Genomic DNA, 26,313 nt, shown 5'->3' with positions numbered 1-26,313 from the left:
AGGGGCGTCCGCACTCACCGCACCCGCCATGAAACCTGTCACGCTGATTGGCGCCCCCACCGACGTCGGGGCCGGCACGCGCGGCTGCTCGATGGGCCCCGAGGCGCTGCGCGTCGCCGGCCTGGCGCAGGCGCTGGCACGCAACAACCTGCTGGTCGAGGACACCGGCAACCTGGGCGGCCCCGCCAATCCGTGGCAGCCGCCGCAGGATGGCATGCGCCACCTCGACGAAGTCGTGGCGTGGAACCGCGGCGTCTATGACGCCTGCCTCGGCACGCTGCAGGCAGGCCGGCTGCCGCTGCTGATGGGCGGCGACCATTGCCTGGCGATCGGCTCGATCAGCGCCGCGGCGCGCCATTGCCGCGACACCGGCAAGACCCTGATGGTGCTGTGGCTCGATGCGCACGCCGACGCCAATATCGGCACCACCACGCCCACTGGCAACATGCACGGCATGCCGGTGGCCTGCCTGTGCGGGCACGGCCCCGCGCCGCTGACCACGCTGGCCGGGCCGGCGCCGGCGGTGGAGCGCAGCGCGATCCGGCAGATCGGCATCCGCAGCGTCGATGCAGAGGAGAAGCATCGCCTGCACGAACTGCAGCTGGCGGTGTACGACATGCGCTACATCGACGAGAACGGCATGCGCTACACCATGCAACAGGCGCTGGCCGGCATCGACGCGCAGACGCACCTGCACGTCAGCTTCGACGTCGATTTTCTCGACTGCGTGATTGCGCCTGGCGTGGGCACCACCGTGCCGGGCGGACCGACCTACCGCGAAACCCAGCTCTGCATGGAAATGATCGCCGATACCGGCCGCCTGGCATCGCTCGACGTGATGGAGCTGAACCCGGCCTGCGACGTGCGCAACCAGACCGGCCAACTGGCCGTGGACCTGGTGGAAAGCCTGTTCGGGAAATCGACGCTGTGGCGTCCGCCGCCCGCCTGAAAAAGTTGCACGGCGTGCCTGTCGATACTGCAATGCCATGCCGCATGCGGCACCCGGGCGCGCGAACCGGCGCAGCCGCGCGCCGCCGGCCGGTGGCGTACCCCTTGCAACACCGGTAATCAGGCCCACCATTCGGGCCGGCAACCGGAGCGATCATGAAGAACATCTGGATCCTGGTGGCGGACGAATCCGTCGCCCGCGTCTTTGCCTCGCATGCAGACGCCGCCCCGCTGGCGGTGGTCGAAGAAATTACCGATGCCGCCGCGCACGCCGACCGCGCCGACCTGCGCCGCGATGCCTACGGCCGGCGTGGCCACGCCGCCTCGCAGGGCGATGCCGGTCATCCCGGTGCACACCAGGTCGGCCCGTCCACGGTTACGTCGTCCGCGGGCGAGGACGAACTGCACCAGGAAGCGCAGCTGTTTGCGCATCGGGTCGCGGATTTCCTGGCGGACGCGCGCAACAAGCAGCGCTATGAAGAACTCGTGCTGATCGCGGCGCCGCGCTTCCTGGGGCTGCTGCGCAAGACCCTGCCTGCTGCCGTCGCCGACGTGGTGACGCGCGAAATCGACAAGGACTTTATCCACGTGCCCAACAACGACCTGCAGCAGCGGCTGGCCGACGAGGGCGTGGTGCCCGCGCGCCGTGACGAGCGCGTGAATACAGGAAGGGATCGCTGACGACGGCAGGCTCGAAAGAAAGGCGGCCGCCCATATGCTTGCGGGCGGCCGCGAGAGATGTGCGGGCGTGTCAGCGCGCCGTGCCCGAGCCGCTGGTCGCGCCGCTGGAGCCGCTGGAGGTGCCGGCAGGGCTGGTGGTGCTGGTTGCGCCGGACGTGCCGGTGGAAGTGCTGGAACTCGGCGAGCCATAGCCGCTGCGGCTGCGTTGCTGCTCAGACACCGAGCCGGAACCCGACAACGATCCTGATCCGCTGGTGCTGCCGGTGGCAGTGCATCCAGCCAGGATACCGAGCGAGGCGAGTAATGCAGTGCCAATGCGTAGCGTCGTTTTCATGTGGTCCTCCGTCTTGCAGGTTGCGACCGGGCCTTGCATCGATGCAGGACCGGCCGGCGAGCGCGCAGAAATCGCCGCTCCGCTGCGTCATCACGCAACTGACGTACCAGTAGTCCGCAGCGATGCCGGCAATGGGCTGCCGTTGCCGGACCAACGGCGGGAAAGGACAACACTGCGGGCTTGCTGCAGTAAGAAGTGCGCGGCGCGCGTAAAACTTACCGCGCGCCCCCGGTGGTTTAGTTCAGCGTTTACAGAAAAACGAACCTAGCGCCTGAGCGTCCATTTGTACGCGTAGCGGTCCGGCCGGAACACCAGTTCGGCGCAGAGCAGCGGCGTGCCGTTGATGTCGTACGGCGTGCAACGCAGCCGCAACAGCGGCTCGCCCTCGGCGACGCCCAGCCGCCTGGCCACTTCGGCCGGCGCGGCTACCGCGCTCGCCTCCATCGTCGACTCCTTGAAGCGGTAGCCGAGCCGGCTCTCAAGCACCGACATGGCGTCATTGGTCTCCAGGTCTTCCTGCACCAGCCGCCGCATCAGCGGCTCGCGCCCAAGCAGCGTGAAATACGCCACCGGCGCATCGTCCCAGAAGCGCACGGTCGACACGCTCAACACTTTCTCCGCGGGTTCCAGGTCGAGCACGCTGGTCACGAACGCCGGCGCGCGGACCAGCTTGACCGAGGCGAGCTTGCCATACGCCAGCTGGCCGCGCGCACGGGCGGTCTCGTAGAAACCGGTCAGCGCACCGAGGCTTGGCGTGTCGGCCGGGCGCGTGACGAAGCTGCCCTTGCCGTTGACCTTTTCGATCAGCCCGGCATTGTGCAGGCCAGACAACGCCTGGCGCACGGTGATCCGGCTTACGGCAAATTCCGTCATCAGCTCGGCCTCCGACGGCAGCTTTGCGCCCGGACCCAGCTGGTTGCGGACGATCCGCTCCCGGATCTCGTTCTCGATTTCCTTGAATCTTGGCAGCGCCACGTTGTGTTCCGCCTGGCGGCGGCTCCGATGCGGGGATCAGGGATTATACCTATCATGACAGGTCAGGCCGTAAACTCGTTGACCTGTTATAACAGGTAATGGCAGTATCGCATCGCCAGCGCATGCCAGCGCCCCCGACATTCCCCAACCCACCTTGCATGCCGGCGACTCAGGAGACACGCAATTGCATACCCACGCAACACCAGGCGCCGCGCGCGCGACGGCGGACTTTGACTACATCGTGATCGGCGCGGGTTCGGCGGGCTGCGCCGTGGCCGCAAGGCTGGCCGAAGACCGTGGCGCAACCGTGGCGCTGCTCGAGGCAGGGCCGCATGACCACCACCTCTCGGTCTGGGCGCCCATCGGCTTTGCCCACACCGTTCCCAAGGCCGGGCCGCGCAACTATGCGTACTACACTGAACCACAGGCCGGGCTGAACGGCCGGCGCTCTTACCAGCCGCGAGGGCGCGGGCTGGGCGGCAGCTCTTCGATCAACGGCATGCTCTACGTGCGCGGCCATCGCAATGACTACGATGAATGGGCAGCTCTGGGTTGCAAGGGCTGGGGCTTCGACGACGTGCTGCCCTACTTCCGCCGCAGTGAGCACAACGCCAGGCTGGCCAGTGATCCGCTGCACGGCAGCGACGGTCCGCTGCATGTCAGCGACCTGCGCTCGCCCAATCCGTTCTCGCGGCGCTTTGTCGAAGCGTCGCTGCAGGCCGGCATGGCGCCCAATGCCGATTTCAACGGACTAACGCAGGAAGGTGCCGGCCTGTACCAGGTAACGCAGCGCAACGGCGAGCGCTGGAACACGGCGCGCGCCTACCTGCATCGCGGCGATGCCGCGGACAAGGCCTTCAACGGCGGCCGCAGCGGCCTGTCGGTGTTGACCGACGCGCAGGCGCTGCGGATCCTGTTCGAGGGCCGGCGCGCCACCGGCGTGGAGATCGTGCGCAACGGCGAGAAGCAGGTGCTGCGCGCGCGGCGCGAGATCGTGCTCAGCACGGGTGCCTTCAACTCGCCGCAGTTGCTGATGGCTTCGGGCGTCGGCCCGGCGGCACAGCTGCGCGGCCTTGGCATCGACGTGGTCCACGACCTGCCCGGCGTGGGCGAAAACCTGCAGGACCACCTCGACATCATCGTCAACAAGCAACTGCATTCGACCGACCTGTTCGGGCAGACCGCAGGCGGGCTGCTGCGCATGGCGGGCGAGGTCATGCGCTACCGGCGCCACCGCACCGGCATGGTCACGTCCAACTTTGCCGAGGCCGGCGCGTTTTTCCGCAGCCGTCCCGAGCTTTCCATCCCTGATGTGCAACTGGTGTTCGTGGTCGCGCTGGTCGGCAACCGCAACATGGACAAGCGCAGCAAGCTCGGCCACGGCTATTCGTGCCATGCCTGCGTGCTGCGCCCGAAGAGCCGCGGCCACGTGCGCCTGCGCAGCGCGGACATGCGCGACGCGCCGCTGATCGACCCACGCTTCCTGTCGGCGCAGGAGGACATGGCCGGCATGGTGGCCGGCGTGCGCGCCATCCGCCGCATCTTCGCCCAGCCGGCGCTGGCGCAATACGGGGGCCGTGAGCTGCTGACCGACGATTTCGGCCCGGACAACAGCAACGAAGAGGCCATCCGCCATTTCATCCGCACGCACGCGGACACCGTCTACCACCCGGTCGGCACCTGCAGGATGGGGATCGACGACATGGCGGTCGTCGATCCCGAGTTGCGCGTGCGCGGCATCGACGGGCTGCGCGTTGCCGATGCCTCGGTGATGCCGACGCTGGTCGGCGGCAATACCAACGCGCCGACGATCATGATCGGCGAAAAGGCTGCGGACCTGATCAAGGCCTCGGCCCGCTGAAAACCCCTCGCCGCCTGGCTGGTCCGGGCGGCGAACTGCATCCGCAACAGCCATCACAAAGGAGACAACGCATGCAAGCCACCGCCCTGACCCTCAGCCCGGAAGCGTTCCGCGCCCAAGACCCGGCCTCCTGGCCGTTCACCGTGCGCCGCTGCACGCCTGCCATTGGCGCCGAAGTCGAAGGCATCGATTTCCGCGAAGCCCTGGATGACGGCACCTACCTCGCGCTGCGCGCCGCGCTGCTGACGCACAAGGTGCTGTTCTTCCGCAAGCAGGCGATCACGCCGGCGCAGCACGTGGCCGTCGCGCGCCGCTTCGGCGAACTCGAAGTGCATCCGATGTTCACCAACCATCCCGAGCATCCCGAGCTGGTGGTGTTCGGCCGCGACGGCGAAAAGCGCGGGCGCGAGAACCTGTACCACTCCGATGTGTCCTGGCGCGAGATTCCCTCGACGGGGTCGATGCTGCGCTGTATTACCTGCCCCGAGGTGGGCGGCGACACCATCTGGATCAACATGGCCGCGGCCTATGAGAAGCTGCCCGAGGACGTGAAGGCGCGCATTGCCAACCTGAAGGCGGTCCATGACGCGATGCCCACCTTTGGCGCCGCGCTGTCCGAGGAAAAGTATGCGGAAATGCGCGCCAAGTACCCTCCGATGGTGCATCCGGTGGTGCGCACCCATCCGGAAACCGGCGAGAAGATCCTCTTCATCAACGAGGCCTTCACCACGCACTTCGCCAACTTTGTCAAGGAACAGGCCTACCGCATCGGCTCGGACTATCGCCCCGCCGAGCTGGACCTGCTGCAATACCTGTACCGCCAGGCGGCAGCGCCCGAATACCAGGTGCGCCTGCGCTGGCAGCCCGACACCATCGCCCTGTGGGACAACCGCTCCACGCAGCACTACGCAGTGCAGGACTACTTCCCCGCCGTGCGCCACATGAACCGCGCCACCATCATCGGCGACCGTCCGGTATGAGCGGCCCCTCCCCATCGATTACCCCATCGACCTGCGAGGCAAACCCGATGAAACTCGTCGACAAGTTCTATATCAACGGCCAGTGGGTGCAACCCGCGCCGGGTGCAACCCAGGCCGATCTCATCGATCCGGCCACCGAGTCGGTGGCGGGCAGGATCGCCATGGGCACGGCTGCCGACGTGGACCACGCGGTAGCTGCCGCGCGCGCCGCCTTGCCGGCGTGGTCGGCATCCACCCGAGAGGACCGCATCGCCCTGCTCGAGCGCATCATGGCCGCGTACCAGGCGCGCCTGGGCGACCTGGCGCAGGCGGTGCGGCAGGAGATCGGCGCGCCAATCACCGTCGCCACCAACCTGCAGGCCGCGATCGGCCTGGCGCAATTGCAGGCCACGGTGCAGGCGCTGCGCGAGTTCGAATTCGAAAGCCAGCGCGGCAAGAGCTACCTGTTGCGCGAGGCCATCGGCGTGGCGGCGCTGATCACGCCATGGAACTGGCCGCTGAACCAGATCGCCGCCAAGGTGGCGCCGGCGCTGGCGGCGGGCTGTACCGTGGTACTCAAGCCATCGGAAATCGCGCCCCTCGACGCGCAGATCTTTGCCGAGATCATGGATGCCGCCGGCACGCCGCCGGGTGTATTCAACATGGTCTTTGGCGAAGGCCGCGTGGTCGGCACGGCGCTGTCGTCGCACCGCGATGTCGACATGGTCTCGATCACCGGCTCGACGCGCGCCGGCGTCGAGGTGGCGATCAGCGCCGCGCCGACGGTCAAGCGCGTGACGCAGGAACTGGGCGGCAAGTCGCCGCTGGTGATCCTGGACGATGCCGATTTGCAGGCCGCCGTGACCAGCGGCGTCGCCCACGTGATGCTGAATTCCGGGCAGACCTGCATCGCGCCGACCCGCATGCTGGTGCCGCGCGCGCAGTATGAACAGGCGGTGCAGATTGCCGTGGTGGTGGCCAACGCGGTCACGGTGGGCGACCCCGCCGATGCGCAGACCAAAATGGGACCGCTCTCCAACCGCGCACAGTACGAGAAGGTGCAGCGGCTGATCGGCGTCGGCATCGAGGAAGGCGCGCGCGTGGCCGCCGGCGGCCCGGGCCGTCCCGAGGGGCTGGCGCAAGGGTTCTATGCCCGCCCGACCGTCTTTGCCGACGTGCGCAATGACATGACCATTGCGCGCGAGGAGATCTTCGGGCCGGTCTTGTGCATACTGCCTTACGACACCGAGGACGACGCCGTGGCCATCGCCAACGATACGGAGTTCGGCCTGGCGGCGTACATCGCGTCGTCCAACCCCGAGCGCACCCGCAAGCTGGCCGCGCGCCTGCGGGCCGGCAGCGTGCGCATCAATGGCGCGTCGATGGACATCTCGGTGCCGTTCGGCGGCTACAAGGCCTCGGGCAACGGTCGCGAGTTCGGTCCGGAAGGCATCGCCGAGTATCTCGAAACCAAGACCGTCACCGGCTGACCGCCGTAATGGCCCGGCCGCAGGCGCCCCGCAATGGGCGCCTCGCAACACGAGCCCGGCCATGAGAGGCCCGGCCCGGCAGCGCTTGAGCTGCCGGCCGGGCTTTTCCGCCTTGTTGCCAAAGGTACCGAACCCGGCGCGCCGGTACAGCAGGGCCTCCCTCACCAGTTCGGACAGCGCCCGCTGTATGGGGGATGCCCGCGCCACCTGTCCCGACCGTTCAAAATTGCCGTGGCAACTTGCAGGCGCAAATGCCGCGCATGCCACACCCCGACCAGCCGCCCTTGTCTGACACCAGCAGTCGGCGGCGTCCGACAGCCGCGCGTCGCCAGGCAGCTACATTTCAAAGACAGCCCCTTTTTTGCCGAAGCGCCGGCTATGTCGACCGTTCCCGACCCTGCTCCGTCCCCGATACCGCATGCCGAGCCGCCTGCTCCTGTGGAAGCAGATCCGGCAGCGCCGGCCGACGCCCCGACGGTGGCGATTGCGCCTGCCACGGTGTCCGCGGCCCTGCAGCGCGCCAGCACGGCGCTGGTCGTGCTGGCAGTGCTGTTCTCGCTCTATGCCGTGCATCTCGCCCGCGATTTCCTGGTGCCGGTGGTGATCGCGATCGTGCTCGCCTACCTGCTCGACCCGCCGGTGCGCGCGCTGCAGCGGCTGGGCATGCCGCGCGTGGCGGCCGGCACGGTGGTGCTGCTGGCGCTGCTGTGCGCGCTGCTCAGCGGCGCCTACCTGCTGCAAGGCCAGGTGGAGTCCATCGTCAACAGCCTGCCCGAGGTGGCCAGCAAGCTGTCGCGCTCGGTCGGCGCCCTGCTGAGCGGCGACGATTCGATGTGGCAAAAGGTCCGGCGCGCCGCCACCGTGCTCAGCGGCGCCGGGCAGCCGCCGCCGGTGCGCGTGCCGCACGTGGTGGTGGACCACTCGGGGGACCAGATCAACACCATGCTGCTGGCCGGCTCGGTGAGCATCTTCACCATGGCCGGCCAGGCGGTGGTGGTGGTGTTCCTGCTCTATTTCCTGCTGCTGGCGGGCGACACCTTCAAGCGCAAGTTCATCAAGATGGTCGGCAATACCATCTCCGAAAAGAAAATCAGCGTGCACATGCTGGACGAGGTCAACCGCTCGATCCAGCGTTACATGGGCATGCTGCTGGTGACCAATGCGGCGCTGGGGGTCTGTACCTGGCTGCTGCTGAAATGGCTTGGCGTCAATAACGCGGGCAGCTGGTCGATCGCGGCGGGCGCGCTGCACCTGGTGCCTTACTTTGGCGCAATGGCGATCGCGTTGTGCCTGGGCATGGTGACGTTCATGCAGTTCGGCACGCTCGGCATGGCCGCGGCAGCCGCGGGCGGCTCATTGTTGATCGCCACGCTGATCGGCTCGCTCGTCACCACCTGGATGACGGGTCGCATGGCCAGGATGAATGCCGTCGCGGTGTTCGTGGCGCTGCTGCTGTTCACGTGGCTGTGGGGCGTGTGGGGGATGCTGCTCGCGATCCCGCTGATCACCATTGCCAAGGTCGTGGCCGATCACATCGAAGGGCTGGAAGTGGTGGCGGAGTTCCTTGGCGAATAGTCTGTTCGCTTTCCCACGCGCCGGCGCAACACCGGCGCGGACCCGCGCATCCCCAATGCATCTATACTCAATCCACGGATGCTGCACCACAGCATTTTTCCTGCTGCGGAATTCGTGCTGGAGGAACCAACATGCCTTTGTGCGACCTTTGCCTGTCGCAACTGGACCGGCCGGGGCATTTCCCGCCACATGCGCGCCTGCTGAAGTCGGCCACGCTAAGCACCACCAGCGGCCAGAACGCTTTCGTGTACCGCTGCGGCGATTGCGGCGAAAGCCTGCTGCTGGCCTCGTCGGATGGCGAGGCGCCGGACCGCTGGACATGGCTGGACGCCGATGGCTGGCGCTGAAGCCGGAGCCGGCGCAATCGGCAGGTCCGCGCTGGGCTTCGGCCCGCCTTGATCTTGGGCAAATCTGCATTGTTGGGGGGCCGGATAATCTGGCTCAAGCGGGCGCTTTCCGCCCGCCAACCACGCCATGGCCAAGAAATTTCCCCTGCACCCAAGCCATCCCGAGCGCGTCTGCTGGGGTTGCGACAAATACTGCCCGACCGACGCCATGGGATGCGGCAACGGCTCCAGCCGGACGCAGCATCCCATCGAACTGCTCGGCGACGACTGGCTCGACTACGGCGACTGGGGCATCGAGGCTCCGGACGCTCCCGCGCGCGGACCCGCTCCGGCCTGACCGGGCCCGCATCACCGCACCTTCACCCAGCCGTCCTGCTTCTCGCGGGACGCCCGGTGCATGCCGGCTCCTTCCCAGGCATCGCGCGATGACCGGCACGCGCGGCAGGCCCCGCACGGCTTTCACGCTTTCACGCGGCGGCGGCAAGAACCTCGACGCGGGCCGGATTACAATCGCCCTCAGGCTATCCAGCCCTTCCGCCTACCGCCCCCAAAGCCTTCCACCTGAACCATCATGCTCAACCTCCAGGATTCTTCGCTGCTGCGGCAGCAATGCTATATCGACGGCCGCTGGACCGATGGCGAGCGCCGCATCGACGTGACCAACCCCGCCACCGGCGAACGCGTCGGCCAAGTGCCGCAGCTGGGCGCCGAGGAAACCCGCCAGGCCATCGAAGCCGCCAACCGCGCCCTGCCCGCCTGGCGCGCGCGCACGGCCAAGGAACGTTCGGTGCTGCTGCGCAAGTGGTTCGAGCTTATCCTGGCCAACCAGGAAGACCTGGCGCGCATCATGACCGCAGAGCAGGGCAAGCCGATCGCCGAGGCACGCGGCGAAATTGCCTATGCGGCCTCATTCATCGAATGGTTTGCCGAAGAAGGCAAGCGGGTCTATGGCGACACCATTCCCGCGCCGGCCACCAACCAGCGCATCGTCGTCACCAAGGAGCCTGTCGGCGTGTGCGCGGCGATCACGCCGTGGAACTTCCCGGCGGCGATGATCACGCGCAAGGCCGGCCCTGCGCTGGCAGTCGGCTGCACCATGGTGCTCAAGCCCGCGTCGCAGACGCCGCTGACCGCGCTGGCGCTGGTGGCGCTGGCCGAGCGTGCCGGCATTCCGGCCGGCGTGCTGTCGGTGGTGACGGGCTCGGCGAGCGCGATCGGCGGCGAGATGAGCGGCAACCCGCTGGTGCGCAAGCTGACCTTTACCGGCTCGACCGAGGTGGGCCGCGTGCTGATGGCGCAGACCGCGTCGACCATCAAGAAGGTGTCGATGGAGCTGGGCGGCAACGCGCCCTTCATCGTGTTCGACGATGCCGACCTGGATGCCGCGGTGGAAGGCGCGATCGTGTCGAAGTACCGCAATGCCGGCCAGACCTGCGTCTGCGCCAACCGCATCTACGTGCAGGCGGGCGTGTACGACGCGTTCGCGCAGAAGCTGGTGGCCGCCGTGGCCGCGCTCAAGGTCGGCAACGGCATGGAGGATGGCGTGCGCATCGGACCGCTGATCGACGACAAAGCCGTGACGAAGGTGGAGGAGCATATTGCCGACGCCGTCGGCAAGGGCGCGCGCGTGCTGCATGGCGGACAGCGCCACGCGCTCGGCCATTCGTTCTTCCAGCCGACCGTGCTGGCCGATGTCGCGCCCGGCATGCTGGTCGCGCGCGAGGAAACCTTCGGCCCGCTGGCGCCGCTGTTCCGCTTCGACACCGAGGACGAGGTCGTGGCCATGGCCAACGATACCGAGTTCGGCCTGGCCAGCTACTTCTATGCGCGCGACCTGGGCCGCGTCTGGCGCGTGTCCGAGCGGCTGGAGTACGGCATGGTGGGCGTCAATACCGGGCTGATCTCGAACGAGGTGGCGCCCTTCGGCGGCGTCAAGCAGTCGGGCGTGGGCCGCGAGGGCTCGCACTACGGTATCGAGGATTACCTGGTCATCAAGTACACCTGCATGGCCGGGATCTGACCCGCGCGCCCTAGCGAAACCGCTCGATCTGCTCACAGAAGCGCTGCATCTGCTCGAACTGGTAGCGCGCATGGTCGGCGCCGTACGGCTTGCCCAGCTCATGCAGCGCGCAGTCGGCGGCCCGCGACAGCGCTTCGAGCGCCTGTGCCAGCGCCCGCCCTTCCACGCTGCGATGCCGGCGCAGGCGCCACGACAGCGATTCCTGGCCCTTGCCGAACAGGCTCTGGTCGAGGTGGCCAAGCCGGTCGGCAGTGGCCTGCGCATCGTGGAGCGCCGCCAGGTAGGCGCAAACCGACGACAGCCGCTGGTTCATCTCGCCGCCGCGGCACAGCAAATCGCCGGCGCACTTGCGCAAGCGCTCCGCCGCGCCGCGCTGGCCCGCCGTCGGGCCGTCGGGCACATACGTGCCGATCGGCCGCACCGACAGCGCCAGCCCCGGTGGCAGCACGCTCGTGCACAGGCTGGCCAGCTGGCGCTGCAGCGCGCCATCGAGCTCGCAGCACGCCACCAAGCCGGCCTCGACGTAGAAGTCCAGCGACGCCTGCCGGCCCTGCCCGCTGTACACCACCGTGCGCACCGGCTGGTGTCCCGCCTGCACCAGCACGCGCAGTGCGGCTTCGATGCAGCGCTGCGCGATGGCGTCGCCCGGCAGCGCACGGAGCAGCGCGTGCGCGTGCGGCATGCCGGTGATTTCAGTGCGGGTCGGCAATGTGCCCGGCTGGCCCGCGTTGCCGGACAGTCTCAGGCTGGTCTCGACGTAGCTCGAGGCGGTACCCGTCATCAATAACTCCATGGTTGGTTGCTATGCCCATGCGGGCGGTGGCGGGGCGCGCAAGTGCCAGGGCTGGCATCAGCGCGTCCCGCCGGCAGGCTGCGAGGCCATCACGATCGCCGCATGCATGCCCCGCAGCGGGTGGCGCGCCTCGGGCGCCGTCAACGATGCCAGCACCTTGCTGTCTTCCAGCCTGAAGCGGCACAGCAGCAGGTTCGATTGCGCCAGGGCCACCATCTGCGCCGGGGCCAGCGCGGCCAGCGCGCGCCCCAGCTCCTGCCGCATGCCAAGCCGGAACAGCGCCTCGGCTTCGTGCTCGCGCAGGAGGCGCTGCGCCAGCATCAGGTAGGACAGGTTCAGCTGCTGGATGTCGCGCAGGATGTCAGCCCCGGCAGCGCCGAGGTCCGCCGCGCCGCGCGTCGTGCCTGCGCTCGTGTCGGCGTGCTCCGGTTTGCGCTTCATTGGATAAACGCCGTGGTGCCAATGGCGGTACCTGCGGAGCCGGCGACGGTGTCCGGGGCGGTGCGCGCCGAGATCTTCGGGCGTTCTGCGATGGCGCGCAGCGCGGGCTTGTCCAGCAACTCGACGCAACGGTTCCGCACGCGGATCAGCCCGATCCCTGCCATCCGCGAGAACTGGCGGCTGACCGTCTCCAGCGTCAGGCCGACATAGCTGCCGATTTCCTCGCGGCTCATGCGCAGGATGAACGCCGACGAGGAAAAGCCGCGCGCCGCGAAGCCGTCGGCCATCCACAGCAGGAACGTTACCAGCCGCTCCTCGGCAGTCATCAGCGCCAGCATGGTCTGCATGGCCCGCGCGCGCTGGGTCATGCAGTCGAGCGCCAGGAACAGCTGGATGGCCAGCGCAGGCGCTGCGGCCATGGCGGCACTGCCCAGGTCGACCGCGATCATGCACAGCTTGGTGTCTTCCAGCGCCGTGGCATACGACGCGTAGCGAGTGCGCACGAGGCTGTCGAGCCCGACCAGTTCACCCGGAAAATGGAAGCCAACCACCTGCGTGCGGCCGTCTTCGGTGGTGACATGCGTCTTGAGCGTGCCGACTCGGATCGCATAGAGCGCGGTGACCGGATCGCCGATCAGGTACAGCGGCTGCCCCTTGCGCAGCCGGACGCCGCGCTGCGGCTGCGGACCGGCCGCGGGATGCGCATGCCGTACCAGGCCGGCCCCCTGGCAGCCCTGCGCGTGGGGGCAGCTGTCGCAGCAAGGCAGCGCATCGGGCGACGCGGACCGGCCGCTGGTCGGTGGCAATTGCATTGTTTCGTGACAAAGATTGACGGCGTTTAAAACATGTGACCGATTCTATGGATCGTGCACCGCGTAACAATCTGTATATTCCGAATCATCGTCGCGAACCTTCGGACCACCCAGGCGCCGCGGCCGCCTGCTTCGGCGCGAGGCGCGTATGCTATGTCATGCGCAGCGCCGCGCGGCGGCGCTCGCTTCCAGACATCGCCGGCAAGCCGGCAGCAGCGAACCCAGATTTCGCCATGAAGAAAGACCCCGCCGGCGCCGACGGCCCGGCCGCACACGCGTCACTCCGCGAGTCGCAAGGCAACGCGCCCGGCGACGTGGCTGCCGACGCCCCCTACCGGACCCTGGTCGAGTCCGTGCAGGACTACGCCATCTTCACGCTCGACGTGACCGGGCATGTGTCGAGCTGGAACAAGGGCGCCGCGCGCATCAAGGGCTATACCCGCGAAGATATCCTGGGCAAGCACTTCTCGACCTTCTACACGCCCGACGCCGTGGCACGGCGCTGGCCGGATGCCGAGCTCAAGGCCGCCGCCGAGTTCGGGCGCTTCGAGGATGAAGGCTGGCGCGTGCGCAAGGATGGCAGCCGCTTCTGGGCCAATGTGGTGATCACGGCCCTCAAGGATCCGGACGGCAAGCTGATCGGCTTCGGCAAGGTCACGCGCGACATGACCGCCCAGCGCCGCACCGCCGAAGCACTGCGCCAGAGCGAGGAAACGCTGCGGCTGCTGGTGGAGGGCGTGAAGGACTACGCGGTCTTCATGCTCGATCCCGCCGGCAATATCGTCAGCTGGAATGCCGGCGCCTCATACATCAAGGGCTATCGCCGCGACGAGATCCTGGGCCGGCATTTCTCGGTGTTCTACCCGCCCGACGACATTGCCGCCGGCAAGCCCGCGCGGCTGCTCGAGAAGGCCCGCCGCGCCGGCCGCGTCGAGGACGAAGGCTGGCGCGTGCGCAAGGACGGTTCGCTGTTCTGGGCCAACGTCACGCTGACCGCCGTCTACGACGAATCGCGCGCGCTGCGGGGCTTCGCCAAGGTCACCCGCGACATGAGCGAGCGCCGCCGCCACGTAGAGCTGGAGCGCTCCAGCCAGCGCATGAGCGAATTCCTGGCCACGCTGTCGCATGAGCTGCGCAATCCGCTGGCGCCGGTGCACAGCGCGCTGGCGGCAATGCGGCTCGCGCCCGGCGACGAGGCACTGGCCGACAGGAGCCTGAGCCTGATCGAACGCCAGGTCACGCACCTGAGCCGGCTGGTCGACGACCTGCTCGACATCGGCCGCATCAACTCCGGGCGCATCGAGCTGCGCACCGGGCCGCTCGAGTTCAACGAAGTGATCGCGCTCGCCACCGAGGCGGCACGGCCGTCGCTCGAGGCCAAGTCGCAGCACGTCGCGGTGCAGGCCCACGCCGCGTCGATCCCGATGCACGCCGACAAGACCCGGCTGGTGCAGGTGATGCAGAACCTGATCCTGAATGCGTCGAAGTTCTCGCCGGCGCAGACGACCATCAGCATCGTCACCGCCGTACAAAAACGTACCCTTCTGGTACAGGTGATCGACCAGGGCCGCGGCATCGCGCCGCAATCGCTGGACGACATCTTCACCATGTTCGTGCAGGAAAGCCGCCCCGGCACCGATGCGCATGGCGGTCTGGGCATCGGCCTGTCGCTGTGCCGCGCGCTGGTGGAACTGCATGGCGGCACCATTGCCGCAGCCAGCGCCGGGCCCGGCATGGGCAGCACCTTCACCTTGCGGCTGCCGCTGCCGGTGGCACAGGAAGCCGCCACGATGCAGCCACCGGGGCGCGCCGCGGCCGGCGGCCGTGCCAACGTCGTGCTGCAGGCACAGCGCATCCTGCTGGTCGACGACAACCGCGATGCCGCCGACAGCCTGGCGATGCTGCTGGAAATGTGCGGCCACGACGTGACCATTGCCTACGACGGCGCCGAGGCGCTGCACGTGGCGCCGCGCTGCCGTCCGCATATCGCGCTGATCGACCTGGCCATGCCGGGCATGGACGGCTTCGAGGTGGTGCGCGCCCTGCGCGGCGTGGCCGGCACCGACCAGACCCGCTACGTCGCGCTGACCGGCTTCGGCCAGCCTGCCGACCGGCAGCAAAGCGAGCGCGCGGGGTTCGACGCACACCTGGTCAAGCCGGTGGAGCTGGAGACGCTGTTCGGCACCATCGCGCGCCTGCAGCGGCCCGAATAGGTTGCGCGCGGCCGCCCGCTGCACGCTGTGCAGGCCGCGGAAGGCCACCTTCGCCAAAGCCAAACCCGCGCTTGCTCGCGCTGCGACACACTGAGGCCCGTTCCATCGCCAGAACACACATGGAGGAGACAGCGATGCAGGGTTGGATCAGGCGTGCAGCCAGCGGGCTGCTGTTCGCATTCGCCGCCACGGCGGCAGGCACGGCACTGGCGGACTACCCGGACAAGCCGGTCCGGCTGGTGGTGCCCTTCCCGCCCGGCGGCGCGACCGATCTGCTGGCGCGCGAGATCGGCAATGCCCTGTCGGCGCGGCTGCGGCAGCCGGTGGTGATAGACAACCGGCCCGGCGCCGGCGGCAACCTGGCTGCCATCGCCGTGGCGCGCGCGCCGGCCGACGGCTACACGCTGCTGTTCGGCACCTTCGGTTCGCTGGCGGTCAACAAGAGCCTGTACGCCAGGCCCGGCTACGACCCGCTCAAGGATTTCGCCCCGGTCGCATCCGTGGCCTACCTGCCCAACGTGCTGGTGGTGCATCCGTCGGTGCCGGCGCGCAACGTGCAGGAACTGCTGGCGCTGGCGCGCAAGGAGCCGGGCAGGCTGACCTACGGCTCGTTCGGCAACGGCTCGTCGTCGCACCTGGCTGGTGAATTGTTTACCCATCTCGCCGGTGTCAATATCGCGCACATTCCGTACAAGGGCAGCGCCGCCTCCATGACCGACCTGATCGGCGGCCGCATCACGATGATGTTCGACAGCGTCTCCACCGCGCTGCCGTATATCCGCGACAACCGCGTGCGCGCGCTGGCGGTGACCACGCAAAAGCCCTCGGAACAGCTGCCGGACGTGCCTACGCTGGCCGCGGCGGGCGTGCCCAACTATGAGCTGACGGCATGGTTCGGCGTGGCCGCACCGGCCGGCACGCCCAAGGCAGTGATCGACCGGCTCAACGGCGAGATCGTTGCCGCGCTGAAGCAGCCGGAGTTGTCGGCGAAGCTCGCGAGCCAGGGCACGGTGCCGTTCCCGGCCACGCCCGCGCAGTTCGGCAGCTATATCCGCGCGCAATACGAAAAGTGGGATGGGCTGATCAAGTCTGCCAACATCCGGCTGGACCAGTAAGCAGCCGGCTCAGCCGGCCGCGCCGCGCAACGCGCCGAAGCGCCACGACAACCGCCGCGCCGCCTGCCGCACCAGCGCGGCGGGCGCGCCTTCGGTGCCGCTGTCGAAGCTGCCGCTCGATCCCATCACCGCGATCACCAGCGCCAGGCTGCCGGTGTGATCGAACACCGGCGCCGCCAGCGTATCGATGCCCGGCACCGGGTGGCTCAGCGCGTTGTCGATCTGCGCCTCGCGCACCTTGGCCAGGCGGGCGGCGTAGTCGGGCGCAGGCTTTCCGTCTTCCCCCAGCACCTGCCCGACGGCAGCGCCGGCCATGCGCAGGTAGTCGGTCTGCAGCAGCCCGGCAAGCACGTTGCCCGGCAGGTGCGCGGCCACGGTACGGCCGATCGCGGTATGGACCAGCGACAGCACCGTGCCGACGCGCAGGCTGACATGCTGGGGCCGCGCCGATTCCTCCAGCCTGACCACGGTCGGACCCATCGGGCCCAGCACGGCCATGGCCACGCTCAGGCCGGTGGTGCCGGCCAGTTCGATCACTTCGGGCTCGGCCTCGCGCGTCGGCGACAGCCGCTGCAGCGCGACCAGTCCGAGCTCGAGCCCCAGCGGGCCGCACAGGTAGTTGCCGGCGGCATCGCGCGCGAGCAGTCCGGTCTTCTGCAGGCTGACCAGGTGCGGGAACGCCTTGGCGGGGGGCATGCCGGCAGCCAGCGCGAGGTCGCGCAAGGCCAGCGGACGGCCCGCCGCGACCAGCGCGCCCAGCAACTGGCCGGTGCTGTCGAGAGACTGGATGCCGCGCTGCGGCTTGCCGCCTTCGGCTTCGGCATCCGGGCCGGCGATGCCGTCCGGGTCGGGTATGCGGGTCGGGGTCATGCCGCGCTTGCCTCCTCCGCGCCTTCCGCACGCAGCAACGCTGCGATATCGGCCGCTGCTGCCAGCAGCGCGCGTGCGGCGGTGCCGTTCCAGTCGACGTCGATGGCGCCGGTCGAGCCAACCAGCGTCAGCACCAGCCGCAGCGTCCCGGCAGCGTCCAGCACCGGCACGCTGAGGCTGCTGACCGCGGGGCTGGGCGTGTCGATGCTGCGCTCGATGCCGCGTTCGCGGATTCCCTGCAGCACTGCGCCGAAGTCAGCCAACTGCGCCTCCGTGGCGTCCGGCTGCTGCGTGCGCCACAGCGGCTGCCACTGCGCCGGCGGCCGGAACGCGCAGTAGACGCGGCCGGTGGCGGTGGCCGCCAGCGCCATCACCGTGCCCACGTGCAGGTTCACGTGCAGCGGCGCGCTGGCAGGCACGTAGCGCACGATGGTCGGCCCCTGCGGCCCGGCGATGCTGATGGCCACGCTGAAGCCCGACGACCGCGCCAGCGCGTCGACGCGCGGCACCGCGGCGCGGTAGGCCGGATCCTGCTCCAGGCGCAGCATGCCCAGCTGCAGCGATAGCGGGCCGGGCTCGTAGCGGCCGGAGACATGGTCGCGCTTGAGCAGGCCCAGGCGCGTCAGGCTGACCAGGTAGGCGTGCGCCTGCGCCGGCGCCAGCTGCGCGGCCTCGGCCAGCGCGGCCAGCGGCATCGGTACGCGCGCCGCCGCCAGCGCGGCCAGCAGCCGGCCGCCGACTTCCACGCTCTGGATGCCGCGCTGGGCCTTGTCAGCCTTTTCCGGCTTTCCTTCCTTGTCAGCGTTGCCGGCCGCGCCGGTTGCCTTGCCCCTGGCCATCGCCACCTTGTGTGATCGGAAAACCCGGATATTAATCGAACGCCATCCACGCGCCTTCGAATCGGGGTAAACCCGCGATCGCGCGGTACGCGATCCGTTGGTCTCGTGTCGCACCATTATTTGCTATAGACGAACGAATTAGCTATTGATTAATTAAACGGTCTTTCCTAAGATTGCACTACCCCGTCGAAACACGCCGGCACCGCCGCGTGGAAGACCCATAGAAACGGGGGCGAGACAGCCCGTGCCGCCAGCCCCGAACTGCGGTACACCCGCCGCGCGCACGTGCCGTCTTGCCTCCCCCACACACAAAGGAAGACGCCATGTCCAAGGCATTCGCATCCCAGGCCGACCTCGAAGCCAAGCAAGTCACCTTCACCCAGCTGTCCGAGAACGCCTGGGCCTACACCGCCGAGGGCGACCCCAATTCCGGCGTCGTGATCGGCGACGACGGCGTTCTGATCGTCGATACCACCGCCACGCCGGCGATGGCGCAGGACCTGATCGCGCGCATCCGCACCATTACCGACAAGCCCATCAAGTACGTAGTGCTGTCGCACTACCACGCGGTGCGCGTGCTGGGCGCATCTGCCTACTTCGCCGAAGGCGCGCAGCAGGTCATCGCCAGCCGCGGCACCTGGGAAATGATCGTCGAGCGCGGCGAGGCGGACATGAAGTCCGAGATCGAGCGCTTCCCGCGCCTGTTTGCCGGCGTCGAGACCGTGCCCGGCCTGACCTGGCCGACGCTGGTGTTCGAGAAGGAAATCACGCTGTTCCTCGGCAAGCTGGAAGTGCGCATCGCCCACCTGGGCTCGGGCCACACCAAGGGCGACACCGTGGTCTGGCTGCCGCAGCAGAAGGTGCTGTTCTCCGGCGACCTGGTCGAGTACGACGCCGCCTGCTATTGCGGCGACGCCCAGCTCGAAGAATGGCCCGCCACGCTCGACGCGCTGCAGGCGCTCAACCCCGAGAAGCTGGTTCCCGGCCGCGGCCCCGCGCTGACCACGCCGGAAGAGGTCAGGAAGGGCCTCGCCTACACCAAGGACTTCGTCACCACGCTGTTCCAGTCGGGCAAGGAAGCGGTGGCCGAGAAGCTCGACCTGAAGGCCGCGATGGCGCATACGCGCCAGGCCATGGACCCGAAGTTCGGCCATGTCTTCATCTACGAACACTGCCTGCCATTCGACGTCTCGCGCGCCTATGACGAGGCCAGCGGCATCCGCCACCCGCGCATCTGGACCGCGCAGCGCGACAAGGAAATGTGGGCCGCGCTGCAGGACTGAGCGGCCGAAGACCCATAACAAGTCGGGCAACGAAGCAACACAGAGTTGGATGGAGAGACAGGCATGAGCAGCATCGACTACCAGCGGTTGTCATTTGAGTACCAACCCTGCGCGGAACAGCGTGCCGGGCAGGCGGATGGCCCGGTCCATCCTGTCGTGGTGGTGGGTGCCGGTCCGATCGGGCTGGCCACCGCCATCGACCTGGCCCAGCGCGGCGTGCGCGTGGTGCTGGTCGACGACGACTGCACGCTGTCCACCGGTTCGCGCGCCATCTGCTTCGCCAAGCGCACGCTGGACATCTTCGACCGGCTGGGCTGCGGCGAGCGCATGGTGGACAAGGGCGTGAGCTGGAACGTTGGCAAGGTATTCCTGCGCGACCAGCAGGTCTACAGCTTCGACCTGCTGCCGGAAAGCGGGCATCGCCGCCCGGCCTTTATCAACCTGCAGCAGTACTACGTCGAAGGCTTCCTGCTGGAGCGCGCGCAGGCGCTGCCCAATATCGAGATCCGCTGGCACAACAAGGTGGTCGGGCTGGAGCAGCGCGCGGATGGCGCCGTGCTGACCGTCGAGACGCCTGAAGGCAGCTACCCGCTGGCCGCGCGCTACGTGGTGGCGGCCGACGGTTCGCGCAGCCCGATGCGCAAGCTGCTCGGGCTGGACAGCAAGGGCCGCACCTTCCGCGACCGCTTCCTGATCGCCGACGTGAAGATGGAAGCCGACTTCCCCAGCGAGCGCTGGTTCTGGTTCGACCCGCCCTTCCACCCCAACCAGTCGGTGCTGCTGCACCGCCAGCCGGACAATGTCTGGCGCATCGACTTCCAGCTCGGCTGGGACGCCGACCCGGTGCTGGAGAAATCGCCCGAGCGCGTGATCCCGCGCGTGCAGGCACTGCTCGGCAAGGACGTCAAGTTCGAGCTGGAATGGGTCAGCGTGTACACCTTCTCGTGCCTGCGCATGGACAGCTTCCGCCACGGCAATATCCTGTTTGCCGGCGACTCGGCGCACGGCGTTTCGCCGTTCGGGGCGCGCGGTGCCAACAGCGGTGTGCAGGACGCCGAGAACCTGGCGTGGAAGCTGGCCTACGTGCTGCAGGGCCACGCTGCCGACAGCCTGCTCGATACCTACGCCAGCGAGCGCGAATACGCCGCCGACGAGAACCTCCTGAACTCGACCCGCGCCACCGACTTCATCACGCCCAAGAGCCCCGTCAGCCGCGTCTTCCGCGATGCGGTGCTGACGCTGTCGAAGCGGCACGCCTTTGCCCGCGGCCTGGTCAACAGCGGCCGCCTGTCGGTGCCGGCGGTGCTGCACGGCTCGCCGCTGAACACCGGCGATGCCGATGAGGGGTATGCCGGCGGCATGGTGCCCGGCGCGGTCTGCGCCGACGCGCCGGTATCCGGGCCGCAGGGTGCCGGCTGGCTGCTGTCGCACCTGGGACAGGACTTCACCGTGCTGCTGTTCGGCAATCCCGATGCCATCGACGCCGCCACGCTGGCCGACCTGTCCGCGCTCAGCCAGGGCAACGTGCCGCTGCGGCTGGTCTACGTCACGGACGCGGCGCAGCCGGCGATGACCTGTTCCAACGCCACCGTGCTGCGCGACGACCAGGGCCTCGCCGCGGCCCGCTACGGCGCCGCGCCCGGCACCTGCTACCTGGTGCGGCCCGACCAGCATGTGTGCGCGCGCTGGCGGCGCGCCGACCCCGCCGCGATCCGCGCCGCGCTGGCGCGTGCCACCGGTGCCGGCCTGGCCGCGGCCCCTGGCCGGATCGCCGCCTGAGGCACGCCGGACCGCTCGAGAACAGGAGACCACAACATGCCCGCCACCCTCAATACGCAACCCAACCTTGCCCGGCCCGACGATTTCTACGAAGCGCTGATCGAGATGCACCGCGATCTCGACGACGCCCAGAGCCAGGCCGCCAACGCGCAGCTGATCCTGCTGCTGGCCAACCATATCGGCGACCACGACGTGCTGCTGGCCGCGCTGCAGGCCGCGCGCGAAGGCGTGGCCGACATGCCGGGCACTGCGGCGCCGGTCGCCTGACACGCCGCGCCCCGCTCCGCTCTTTCCCCGGCCTGACCCGGGTCCGCCAGCCAGCGCGCAACAGACGCGCCCGGCGGCGCCATTCCCTGGCTGCAACCACCCAGGCGCGACACGCGCAGCCACCACCGCAGCTACCGAAAATACGGAGACAACAGCATGAGCCATCCGGTCTCAGGGGATCTCGCGTCCCTGCATCTGACGCCCGCCAACATCACTGCCCCGCCCACGCTGGCGGCGCGCGAGGAAGACGCGCTCTACCGCAAGGTGTGGCTGCGCATCATCCCGTTCCTGTTCGTCTGTTACGTGGTCTCGTTCCTGGACCGCATCAACATCGGCTTCGCCCAGCTGCAGATGAAACATGACCTGGGCTTCAGCGACGCCATGTACGGGCTGGGCGCCGCGATCTTCTACGTTGGCTACGTGCTGTGCGAGGTGCCGAGCAATATGCTGCTGGCGCGCTTCGGCGCGCGCCGCACCTTCACGCGCATCATGGTGCTGTGGGGCCTGGCCTCGGTGGGCATGATGGCCGTGTCGACGCCGGCGCAGTTCTACACGCTGCGCTTCCTGCTGGGCGTGTTCGAGGCGGGCTTCTTCCCCGGCATCGTGCTCTACCTGACCTACTGGTTCCCGGCACGGCGCCGCGCCGCGGTGATGGCGATCTTCTTTGCCGGCGTGGCGGTGGCGGGCGTGCTCGGCGGCCTGGTCTCGGGCTGGATCATGCGCGACATGGCCGGCGTGCTCGGCCTGCAAGGCTGGAAGTGGATGTTCGCGATCGAAGGTGCGCCCGCGGTTTTCCTGGGGCTGATTGCCGCGCGCTGCCTGGTGGATGGTCCGGAACAGGCCCGCTGGCTCAGCCCCGATGAGCGCGCATACCTGACGCGCGCCGCGGCGGGCGGGTCGGCCAGCGCGGCCGACGCGGGGAAAGGCGGCCATTCGCTGCAGGCGCTGCGCCAGGTGCTGCGCAACCCGCGCGTGTACCTGTTCGCCCTTATCTATTTTTCGCTGACGTGCGGATCGCTTGCGCTGAGCTTCTGGATGCCGCTGATCATCCGCGACTTCGGCATCACCGATGTGATGTCGGTCAGCCTGTATTCGGTGGTGCCCAATGCCGTCGGTGCGGTCGGGCTGATCCTGATCGCGCGCCATTCCGACCGCACCGGCGAGCGCCACCGCCATTTCCTGCTGTGCACCGCCGGCGGCGCGCTGGCGCTGGCCGCGCTCACGCTGCACCCCTCCAGCCTGGCCATGATGCTGGCGATCCTGTCGGTTGCCGCCGTGCTGATCTTTGCCGCTCTGCCGGTGTTCTGGTCGCTGCCGCCCAGCTACCTGCCGGGCGCGGGGGCCGCGGCCGGCATCGCCGTGATCAGCAGCGTCGGCATCACCAGCGGCATCGTCAGCCCGTGGGTGATCGGGCAAATCAAGACCCGCACCGGCAGCCTCGACCATGCGCTGTTGCTGCTGGCGGCACTGCTGCTCGCCAGCGGGCTCGCGATGTGGCTGGGCGTGCCGCGCCAGCCCGCGCAAGGATCCCGCCAGGCCCGGCAGGATTAACCTGCAGCAAGGGCCTGCAACGGGTTTCGTCAAACCGGAATGTCCGCACCCGCGCGGGTGCGGCGTTCAGTGGGACCGGCCGCAGGGAATGACCTGCGCGATCTCCTCGCGCATCACCTCGACCACATCATCGATCTCCAGCCCTTCGGCCGTCACCAGCACGTCCTGTCCGCGGCCGATCGCGTAGACCACGCCGCGCCAGCGGCCGGGCTCGACGGCCTCGCACAGGCGGATATTGAATTCGGTGTCCTGGTCCTGGCTGTACACGGTCACCAGGTCGCCAATCTGGGGGGCCTGCACCGCTTCTCCGTCGAACGCCCGGGCCACCACGGTCACCGGCGACTGCGTCAGTCCCCTGGCAAATCTTGCACGCATGGTCCGCTCCTCTAATGCGATCCAAGTCCAGCTTACAAGAGGGGCGCCAAATAACCAGAAATTTCCATGAAAAAGTCGGGCTTGCTGCCCTCCACCCAGCGTCCGGGTTGCGTCCGGGTGTGCGGCCGGGTTGCGGCCGGCCTGTCAGACGCCGCCGGATAGACAGCCGCCGTACATCGCCCACAATGAAAGCATAGACAGCCGTAGGAGACAGCAAAATGGGCACCAGCATACACGTCGTGCCGCATCGGGATGGCTGGGATGTCATCCATGAAGGGGCCCGCTACGCAGAATCCCACCACGACACGCAGGAAGAAGCCATCGCCGCCGCGACTGCGCAGGCGCAGCGCGAGCATGTTGAACTGCTGGTCCATGGCCGCGATGGCCAGATCCGCTCGCGCAACAGCTTCGGCCACGATCCGCGCACCATACCGGGCTAATTCCGGCCTAGCCGGATAGCGTTTCCGGCGCGCGATCCTGCGCAGGCGCATCCATGCCACCGCACTGGGACGAAATGCACGCGGCTGCCGCGATCGCAGCCGCGGCGGTGCCGCTGCCGCAAGTCGACGACCCCGCGCAGAACCCCTTCTCCGGACCCTTTTCCAATGCACTCGCGGTGCAGGCCGAAGCGCTGGCCGCGCACCGGGTGGTGCTGCTTGGCGAAAGCACGCACGGTACCGCGGAGTTTTACCACGCGCGCGCCGCGCTGACGGCGCAGCTGGTGGCGCGCCACGGTTTCCGCATCGTCGCGGTGGAAGCGGACTGGCCCGACGCCGCGGCGGTCGACCGCCATGTCCGCGGCCGGCCCGCGCAGCCGGCGCAAGCGCCGGCCGAAGCGTTCACGCGTTTCCCGGTGTGGATGTGGCGCAATCTCGAAGTCGCGCGCTTTATCCGCTGGCTGCACGCGCACAACGCGCCCCTGCCCCCGGTGCAGCGCGCCGGCTTCTTCGGGCTGGACATCTACAGCCTGCGTGCCTCCATCGCGGCGGTGCTGGCCTACCTGGACAGCGTCGATCCTGAGGCCGCGCGCGCCGCACGCGAGCGCTACGCCTGTCTGGAACCCTGGGGCCGGGACCCGGCGCGCTATGGCCGCGCCGTGCTGCACGGCACCCATGAAGACTGCGAGGAAGCCGTCATCGGGCAATTGCAGGAGCTGCTCGACAAGCGCCTGGCCTATGCCCGTGCCGGCCATGAAGACTACCTGGATGCCGCACAGAATGCGCGGCTGGTTGCATCGGCAGAGCGCTACTACCGCGTGATGTACCACGGCAGCGACGACAGCTGGAACCTGCGCGACACGCACATGTTCGAGACGCTCATGCAACTGCTGCATGCGCACGGACCCGATTCGCGCGCCGTGGTATGGGCGCACAACTCACACATCGGCGATGCCTCGCACACCGAAATGGGAACGCTGCACGGCCAGCTCAATATCGGCCAGCTGTGCCGGGAAACCTTCGGCGATGATGCGGCGCTGGTTGGCTTGAGCACCTATGCCGGCACGGTAGCCGCCGCGACGTGGTGGGATGGCCAGATAGAAATCAAGACCGTGCGCCCCGGACGGCCCGACAGCTACGAGCACCTGTTCCACCAGGCCGGCCACGCCCAATGCTGGCTCGACCTGCGCGGCGCGCGCAGCGGGCCGCTCGAAGACGCCCGCACCGCGTTGCTGCCGCCGCGGCAGGAGCGCTTCATCGAGGTCATCTACCGGCCCGAAACCGAATTGCAGAGCCACTATGCGCGCGCGGCACTGCCGCGGCAGTTCGATGCGCTGCTGTGGTTCGACCACACGCGTGCGGTCCCGGCCTTGCCGGCCAGTCCGGCGCCTGGCGCACCGGAGACGTGGCCGTCCGGACTATAGCGGCTGGCGGGCGCGGCCGGTGTCACGCGACCGCCGCTCACCCGCCGGTGCGGTCCGGCGCCACGCTGACATGATTCACGACCTCGCGCACGCCGCCGGACTCGCGGATGCTCGCCTCGATCGCCGCGCGATCCGCCTGCGTGCCGACCGCGCCTTCGATGGTGACGCGACCTTCCGCGACGTTCAGCGCGATCTCGCTGACATCGAGGCCGCTGTCCCACAGGCGCGCGCACAGCGCTGCCTGCAGTTCGACGTCAGCGGCGGTGACAGCGGTGCCGCGCGGATTGGCTGGCGGCGTATTGGAAGGATCCTGCATGCGTGAGCCTCCGGCGTCAGTACATGCGCATGCCATGCCCCGGATGCGCGGCCGTAGCCTCGCCCCGCGCCACGCGCAGGTGGTTCACCACGTCGGTGACGCCGTAGATCTCGTCCGCGATGTCCTCGATCCGGTACTTCTGCTGGCGATGCGGCACGCTGCCCTCCAGCGTGACCACGCCCTGCTCCACCCGCACCTCGACGTCTTCCACCTCCAGCCGGGCGCTGCGCGCGAGCTGCTCGCACAGGTCCTCGAGGATGCGCGCATCGCTGCGCCGGTAGTTGCGCGGACCTACTGGGCGCACAGGGCGCGCCTGGCGCGTTCCGCCGCGATACAGGTCCATGCGCTCGTTGTAGCCGGTGAACTGGCGGTAGGGATCGCGCCCGCGCGGCGCTTGCCGGGCGCGTGCATCTGGCGCGCCGCCGCGCTGCCAGTGTTGCGTGCCGCCGAACTCGCCGGGGTCCACCGGCTCGTCATAGTCGTAGACGCCATAGGCGCCCACGTAGTGGCTGCGCATGTCGGTGTCCGGCACGGGGCTTTCGTGCCAGGGTGGTCCGCGCCGGTTGTCTCTACGGTCCATTGTCGTCTCCGCTTGCCGTGCCGGGATT

26 protein-coding genes are annotated in these 26,313 nt (G+C 68.5%); 17 read left to right on the top strand and 9 right to left on the bottom strand.

Annotation, left to right across the window (positions count from 1 at the left end):
- Nucleotides 1-28 precede the first annotated feature (28 nt).
- On the top strand, nucleotides 29-949 hold the full coding sequence (gene rocF, locus AC5WJ1_RS26490) for an arginase (protein WP_135702822.1): 921 nt from the start codon (nucleotides 29-31) through the stop codon (nucleotides 947-949).
- 155 nt (nucleotides 950-1,104) lie between these two features.
- On the top strand, nucleotides 1,105-1,629 hold the full coding sequence (locus AC5WJ1_RS26485; protein WP_133094533.1) for a host attachment protein: 525 nt from the start codon (nucleotides 1,105-1,107) through the stop codon (nucleotides 1,627-1,629).
- Between the two features lie 598 nt (nucleotides 1,630-2,227).
- Here the strand turns inward: AC5WJ1_RS26485 and AC5WJ1_RS26480 are convergent.
- The gene (locus AC5WJ1_RS26480) at nucleotides 2,228-2,938 is read right to left on the bottom strand and encodes a GntR family transcriptional regulator (protein WP_133094532.1); all 711 of its coding nucleotides are present in this window, start codon (nucleotides 2,936-2,938) and stop codon (nucleotides 2,228-2,230) included.
- Nucleotides 2,939-3,122: 184 nt separating this feature from the next.
- Between AC5WJ1_RS26480 and AC5WJ1_RS26475 the strand changes: the two genes are divergently transcribed.
- The 7 genes from AC5WJ1_RS26475 to gabD all read left to right on the top strand — a co-directional run bounded on the left by AC5WJ1_RS26475 (nucleotide 3,123) and on the right by gabD (nucleotide 11,190).
- Nucleotides 3,123-4,799, top strand: a complete 1,677-nt coding sequence (locus tag AC5WJ1_RS26475) for a GMC family oxidoreductase (RefSeq protein WP_494476716.1) — start codon at nucleotides 3,123-3,125, stop codon at nucleotides 4,797-4,799.
- Nucleotides 4,800-4,870: 71 nt separating this feature from the next.
- Nucleotides 4,871-5,779 (top strand): TauD/TfdA dioxygenase family protein, encoded by a 909-nt coding sequence (locus AC5WJ1_RS26470; RefSeq protein WP_494476715.1) that lies wholly within the window; start codon nucleotides 4,871-4,873, stop codon nucleotides 5,777-5,779.
- Nucleotides 5,780-5,826: 47 nt separating this feature from the next.
- Entirely contained in the window at nucleotides 5,827-7,248 is a 1,422-nt protein-coding gene (locus AC5WJ1_RS26465) for an aldehyde dehydrogenase family protein (RefSeq protein WP_494476714.1), read from the top strand.
- A 378-nt stretch (nucleotides 7,249-7,626) separates the two neighbouring features.
- A complete protein-coding gene (locus tag AC5WJ1_RS26460; protein WP_195427814.1) occupies nucleotides 7,627-8,823 on the top strand; it encodes an AI-2E family transporter in 1,197 nt (398 codons plus the stop codon).
- Between the two features lie 131 nt (nucleotides 8,824-8,954).
- The gene (locus tag AC5WJ1_RS26455; RefSeq protein WP_135702827.1) at nucleotides 8,955-9,170 is read left to right on the top strand and encodes a hypothetical protein; all 216 of its coding nucleotides are present in this window, start codon (nucleotides 8,955-8,957) and stop codon (nucleotides 9,168-9,170) included.
- A gap of 127 nt (nucleotides 9,171-9,297) precedes the next feature.
- Complete coding sequence (locus tag AC5WJ1_RS26450; protein WP_133094526.1) at nucleotides 9,298-9,507, top strand: DUF3079 domain-containing protein; 210 nt, start codon at nucleotides 9,298-9,300, stop codon at nucleotides 9,505-9,507.
- Nucleotides 9,508-9,741: 234 nt separating this feature from the next.
- On the top strand, nucleotides 9,742-11,190 hold the full coding sequence (gene gabD, locus AC5WJ1_RS26445; RefSeq protein ID WP_494476713.1) for an NADP-dependent succinate-semialdehyde dehydrogenase: 1,449 nt from the start codon (nucleotides 9,742-9,744) through the stop codon (nucleotides 11,188-11,190).
- Nucleotides 11,191-11,200: 10 nt separating this feature from the next.
- Here the strand turns inward: gabD and AC5WJ1_RS26440 are convergent, their stop codons facing one another.
- The 3 genes from AC5WJ1_RS26440 to AC5WJ1_RS26430 all read right to left on the bottom strand — a co-directional run bounded on the left by AC5WJ1_RS26440 (nucleotide 11,201) and on the right by AC5WJ1_RS26430 (nucleotide 13,236).
- Complete coding sequence (locus AC5WJ1_RS26440) at nucleotides 11,201-11,971, bottom strand: hypothetical protein (RefSeq protein ID WP_494476712.1); 771 nt, start codon at nucleotides 11,969-11,971, stop codon at nucleotides 11,201-11,203.
- A 69-nt stretch (nucleotides 11,972-12,040) separates the two neighbouring features.
- A complete protein-coding gene (gene flhD / locus AC5WJ1_RS26435) occupies nucleotides 12,041-12,424 on the bottom strand; it encodes a flagellar transcriptional regulator FlhD (protein ID WP_494476711.1) in 384 nt (127 codons plus the stop codon).
- Nucleotides 12,421-13,236, bottom strand: coding sequence for a helix-turn-helix domain-containing protein (locus AC5WJ1_RS26430; protein ID WP_133094523.1), 816 nt, complete (start codon nucleotides 13,234-13,236; stop codon nucleotides 12,421-12,423). The genes flhD and AC5WJ1_RS26430 overlap by 4 nt, the downstream gene beginning before the upstream one ends.
- Nucleotides 13,237-13,469: 233 nt before the next feature.
- On the opposite strand from AC5WJ1_RS26430, the gene AC5WJ1_RS26425 reads away from it, so the two are divergent.
- Nucleotides 13,470-15,449, top strand: a complete 1,980-nt coding sequence (locus AC5WJ1_RS26425; RefSeq protein ID WP_434034582.1) for a PAS domain-containing hybrid sensor histidine kinase/response regulator — start codon at nucleotides 13,470-13,472, stop codon at nucleotides 15,447-15,449.
- A 134-nt stretch (nucleotides 15,450-15,583) separates the two neighbouring features.
- The gene (locus AC5WJ1_RS26420; protein WP_494476710.1) at nucleotides 15,584-16,564 is read left to right on the top strand and encodes a Bug family tripartite tricarboxylate transporter substrate binding protein; all 981 of its coding nucleotides are present in this window, start codon (nucleotides 15,584-15,586) and stop codon (nucleotides 16,562-16,564) included.
- A gap of 9 nt (nucleotides 16,565-16,573) precedes the next feature.
- Here AC5WJ1_RS26420 and AC5WJ1_RS26415 read toward each other — a convergent pair whose 3' ends face one another.
- Both AC5WJ1_RS26415 and AC5WJ1_RS26410 read right to left on the bottom strand, forming a co-directional pair.
- Complete coding sequence (locus AC5WJ1_RS26415; RefSeq protein ID WP_133094520.1) at nucleotides 16,574-17,434, bottom strand: IclR family transcriptional regulator; 861 nt, start codon at nucleotides 17,432-17,434, stop codon at nucleotides 16,574-16,576.
- On the bottom strand, nucleotides 17,431-18,273 hold the full coding sequence (locus AC5WJ1_RS26410; RefSeq protein WP_434034580.1) for an IclR family transcriptional regulator: 843 nt from the start codon (nucleotides 18,271-18,273) through the stop codon (nucleotides 17,431-17,433). The genes AC5WJ1_RS26415 and AC5WJ1_RS26410 overlap by 4 nt, the downstream gene beginning before the upstream one ends.
- A 323-nt stretch (nucleotides 18,274-18,596) precedes the next feature.
- Here AC5WJ1_RS26410 and AC5WJ1_RS26405 point away from each other — a divergent pair, with 323 nt between their 5' ends.
- The 4 genes from AC5WJ1_RS26405 (at nucleotide 18,597) to AC5WJ1_RS26390 (ending at nucleotide 23,153) form a co-directional block, all read left to right on the top strand.
- The gene (locus AC5WJ1_RS26405) at nucleotides 18,597-19,556 is read left to right on the top strand and encodes an MBL fold metallo-hydrolase (RefSeq protein WP_133094518.1); all 960 of its coding nucleotides are present in this window, start codon (nucleotides 18,597-18,599) and stop codon (nucleotides 19,554-19,556) included.
- Nucleotides 19,557-19,619: 63 nt separating this feature from the next.
- Entirely contained in the window at nucleotides 19,620-21,335 is a 1,716-nt protein-coding gene (locus AC5WJ1_RS26400) for an FAD-dependent oxidoreductase (RefSeq protein WP_135702832.1), read from the top strand.
- Nucleotides 21,336-21,371: 36 nt separating this feature from the next.
- Nucleotides 21,372-21,602, top strand: coding sequence for a DUF2783 domain-containing protein (locus AC5WJ1_RS26395; RefSeq protein ID WP_494476709.1), 231 nt, complete (start codon nucleotides 21,372-21,374; stop codon nucleotides 21,600-21,602).
- 156 nt (nucleotides 21,603-21,758) lie between these two features.
- Nucleotides 21,759-23,153 carry an MFS transporter gene (locus tag AC5WJ1_RS26390; protein ID WP_135702833.1) on the top strand — a complete coding sequence of 465 codons (1,395 nt, stop codon included), beginning with the start codon at nucleotides 21,759-21,761 and terminating at the stop codon, nucleotides 23,151-23,153.
- A 66-nt stretch (nucleotides 23,154-23,219) separates the two neighbouring features.
- On the opposite strand, the gene AC5WJ1_RS26385 is transcribed toward AC5WJ1_RS26390, so the two are convergent.
- Nucleotides 23,220-23,528 carry a hypothetical protein gene (locus AC5WJ1_RS26385; RefSeq protein ID WP_133094514.1) on the bottom strand — a complete coding sequence of 103 codons (309 nt, stop codon included), beginning with the start codon at nucleotides 23,526-23,528 and terminating at the stop codon, nucleotides 23,220-23,222.
- Nucleotides 23,529-23,746: 218 nt separating this feature from the next.
- On the opposite strand from AC5WJ1_RS26385, the gene AC5WJ1_RS26380 reads away from it, so the two are divergent.
- Both AC5WJ1_RS26380 and AC5WJ1_RS26375 read left to right on the top strand, forming a co-directional pair.
- Nucleotides 23,747-23,968, top strand: a complete 222-nt coding sequence (locus AC5WJ1_RS26380) for a DUF2188 domain-containing protein (protein ID WP_133094513.1) — start codon at nucleotides 23,747-23,749, stop codon at nucleotides 23,966-23,968.
- A 53-nt stretch (nucleotides 23,969-24,021) separates the two neighbouring features.
- Nucleotides 24,022-25,389 (top strand): erythromycin esterase family protein, encoded by a 1,368-nt coding sequence (locus tag AC5WJ1_RS26375; RefSeq protein WP_494476708.1) that lies wholly within the window; start codon nucleotides 24,022-24,024, stop codon nucleotides 25,387-25,389.
- Nucleotides 25,390-25,426: 37 nt separating this feature from the next.
- On the opposite strand, the gene AC5WJ1_RS26370 is transcribed toward AC5WJ1_RS26375, so the two are convergent.
- Together AC5WJ1_RS26370 and AC5WJ1_RS26365 are read right to left on the bottom strand one after the other, a co-directional pair.
- Nucleotides 25,427-25,705 carry a BON domain-containing protein gene (locus AC5WJ1_RS26370; RefSeq protein ID WP_135702835.1) on the bottom strand — a complete coding sequence of 93 codons (279 nt, stop codon included), beginning with the start codon at nucleotides 25,703-25,705 and terminating at the stop codon, nucleotides 25,427-25,429.
- A 16-nt stretch (nucleotides 25,706-25,721) separates the two neighbouring features.
- The gene (locus AC5WJ1_RS26365; RefSeq protein WP_135702836.1) at nucleotides 25,722-26,285 is read right to left on the bottom strand and encodes a BON domain-containing protein; all 564 of its coding nucleotides are present in this window, start codon (nucleotides 26,283-26,285) and stop codon (nucleotides 25,722-25,724) included.
- Nucleotides 26,286-26,313 lie beyond the last annotated feature (28 nt).

It is taken from the genome of Cupriavidus sp. MEYA8, assembly GCF_059278825.1.
The sequence above is the reverse complement of the archived record's forward strand: the minus strand, read 5'-3'. Positions and strand labels throughout refer to the sequence as shown.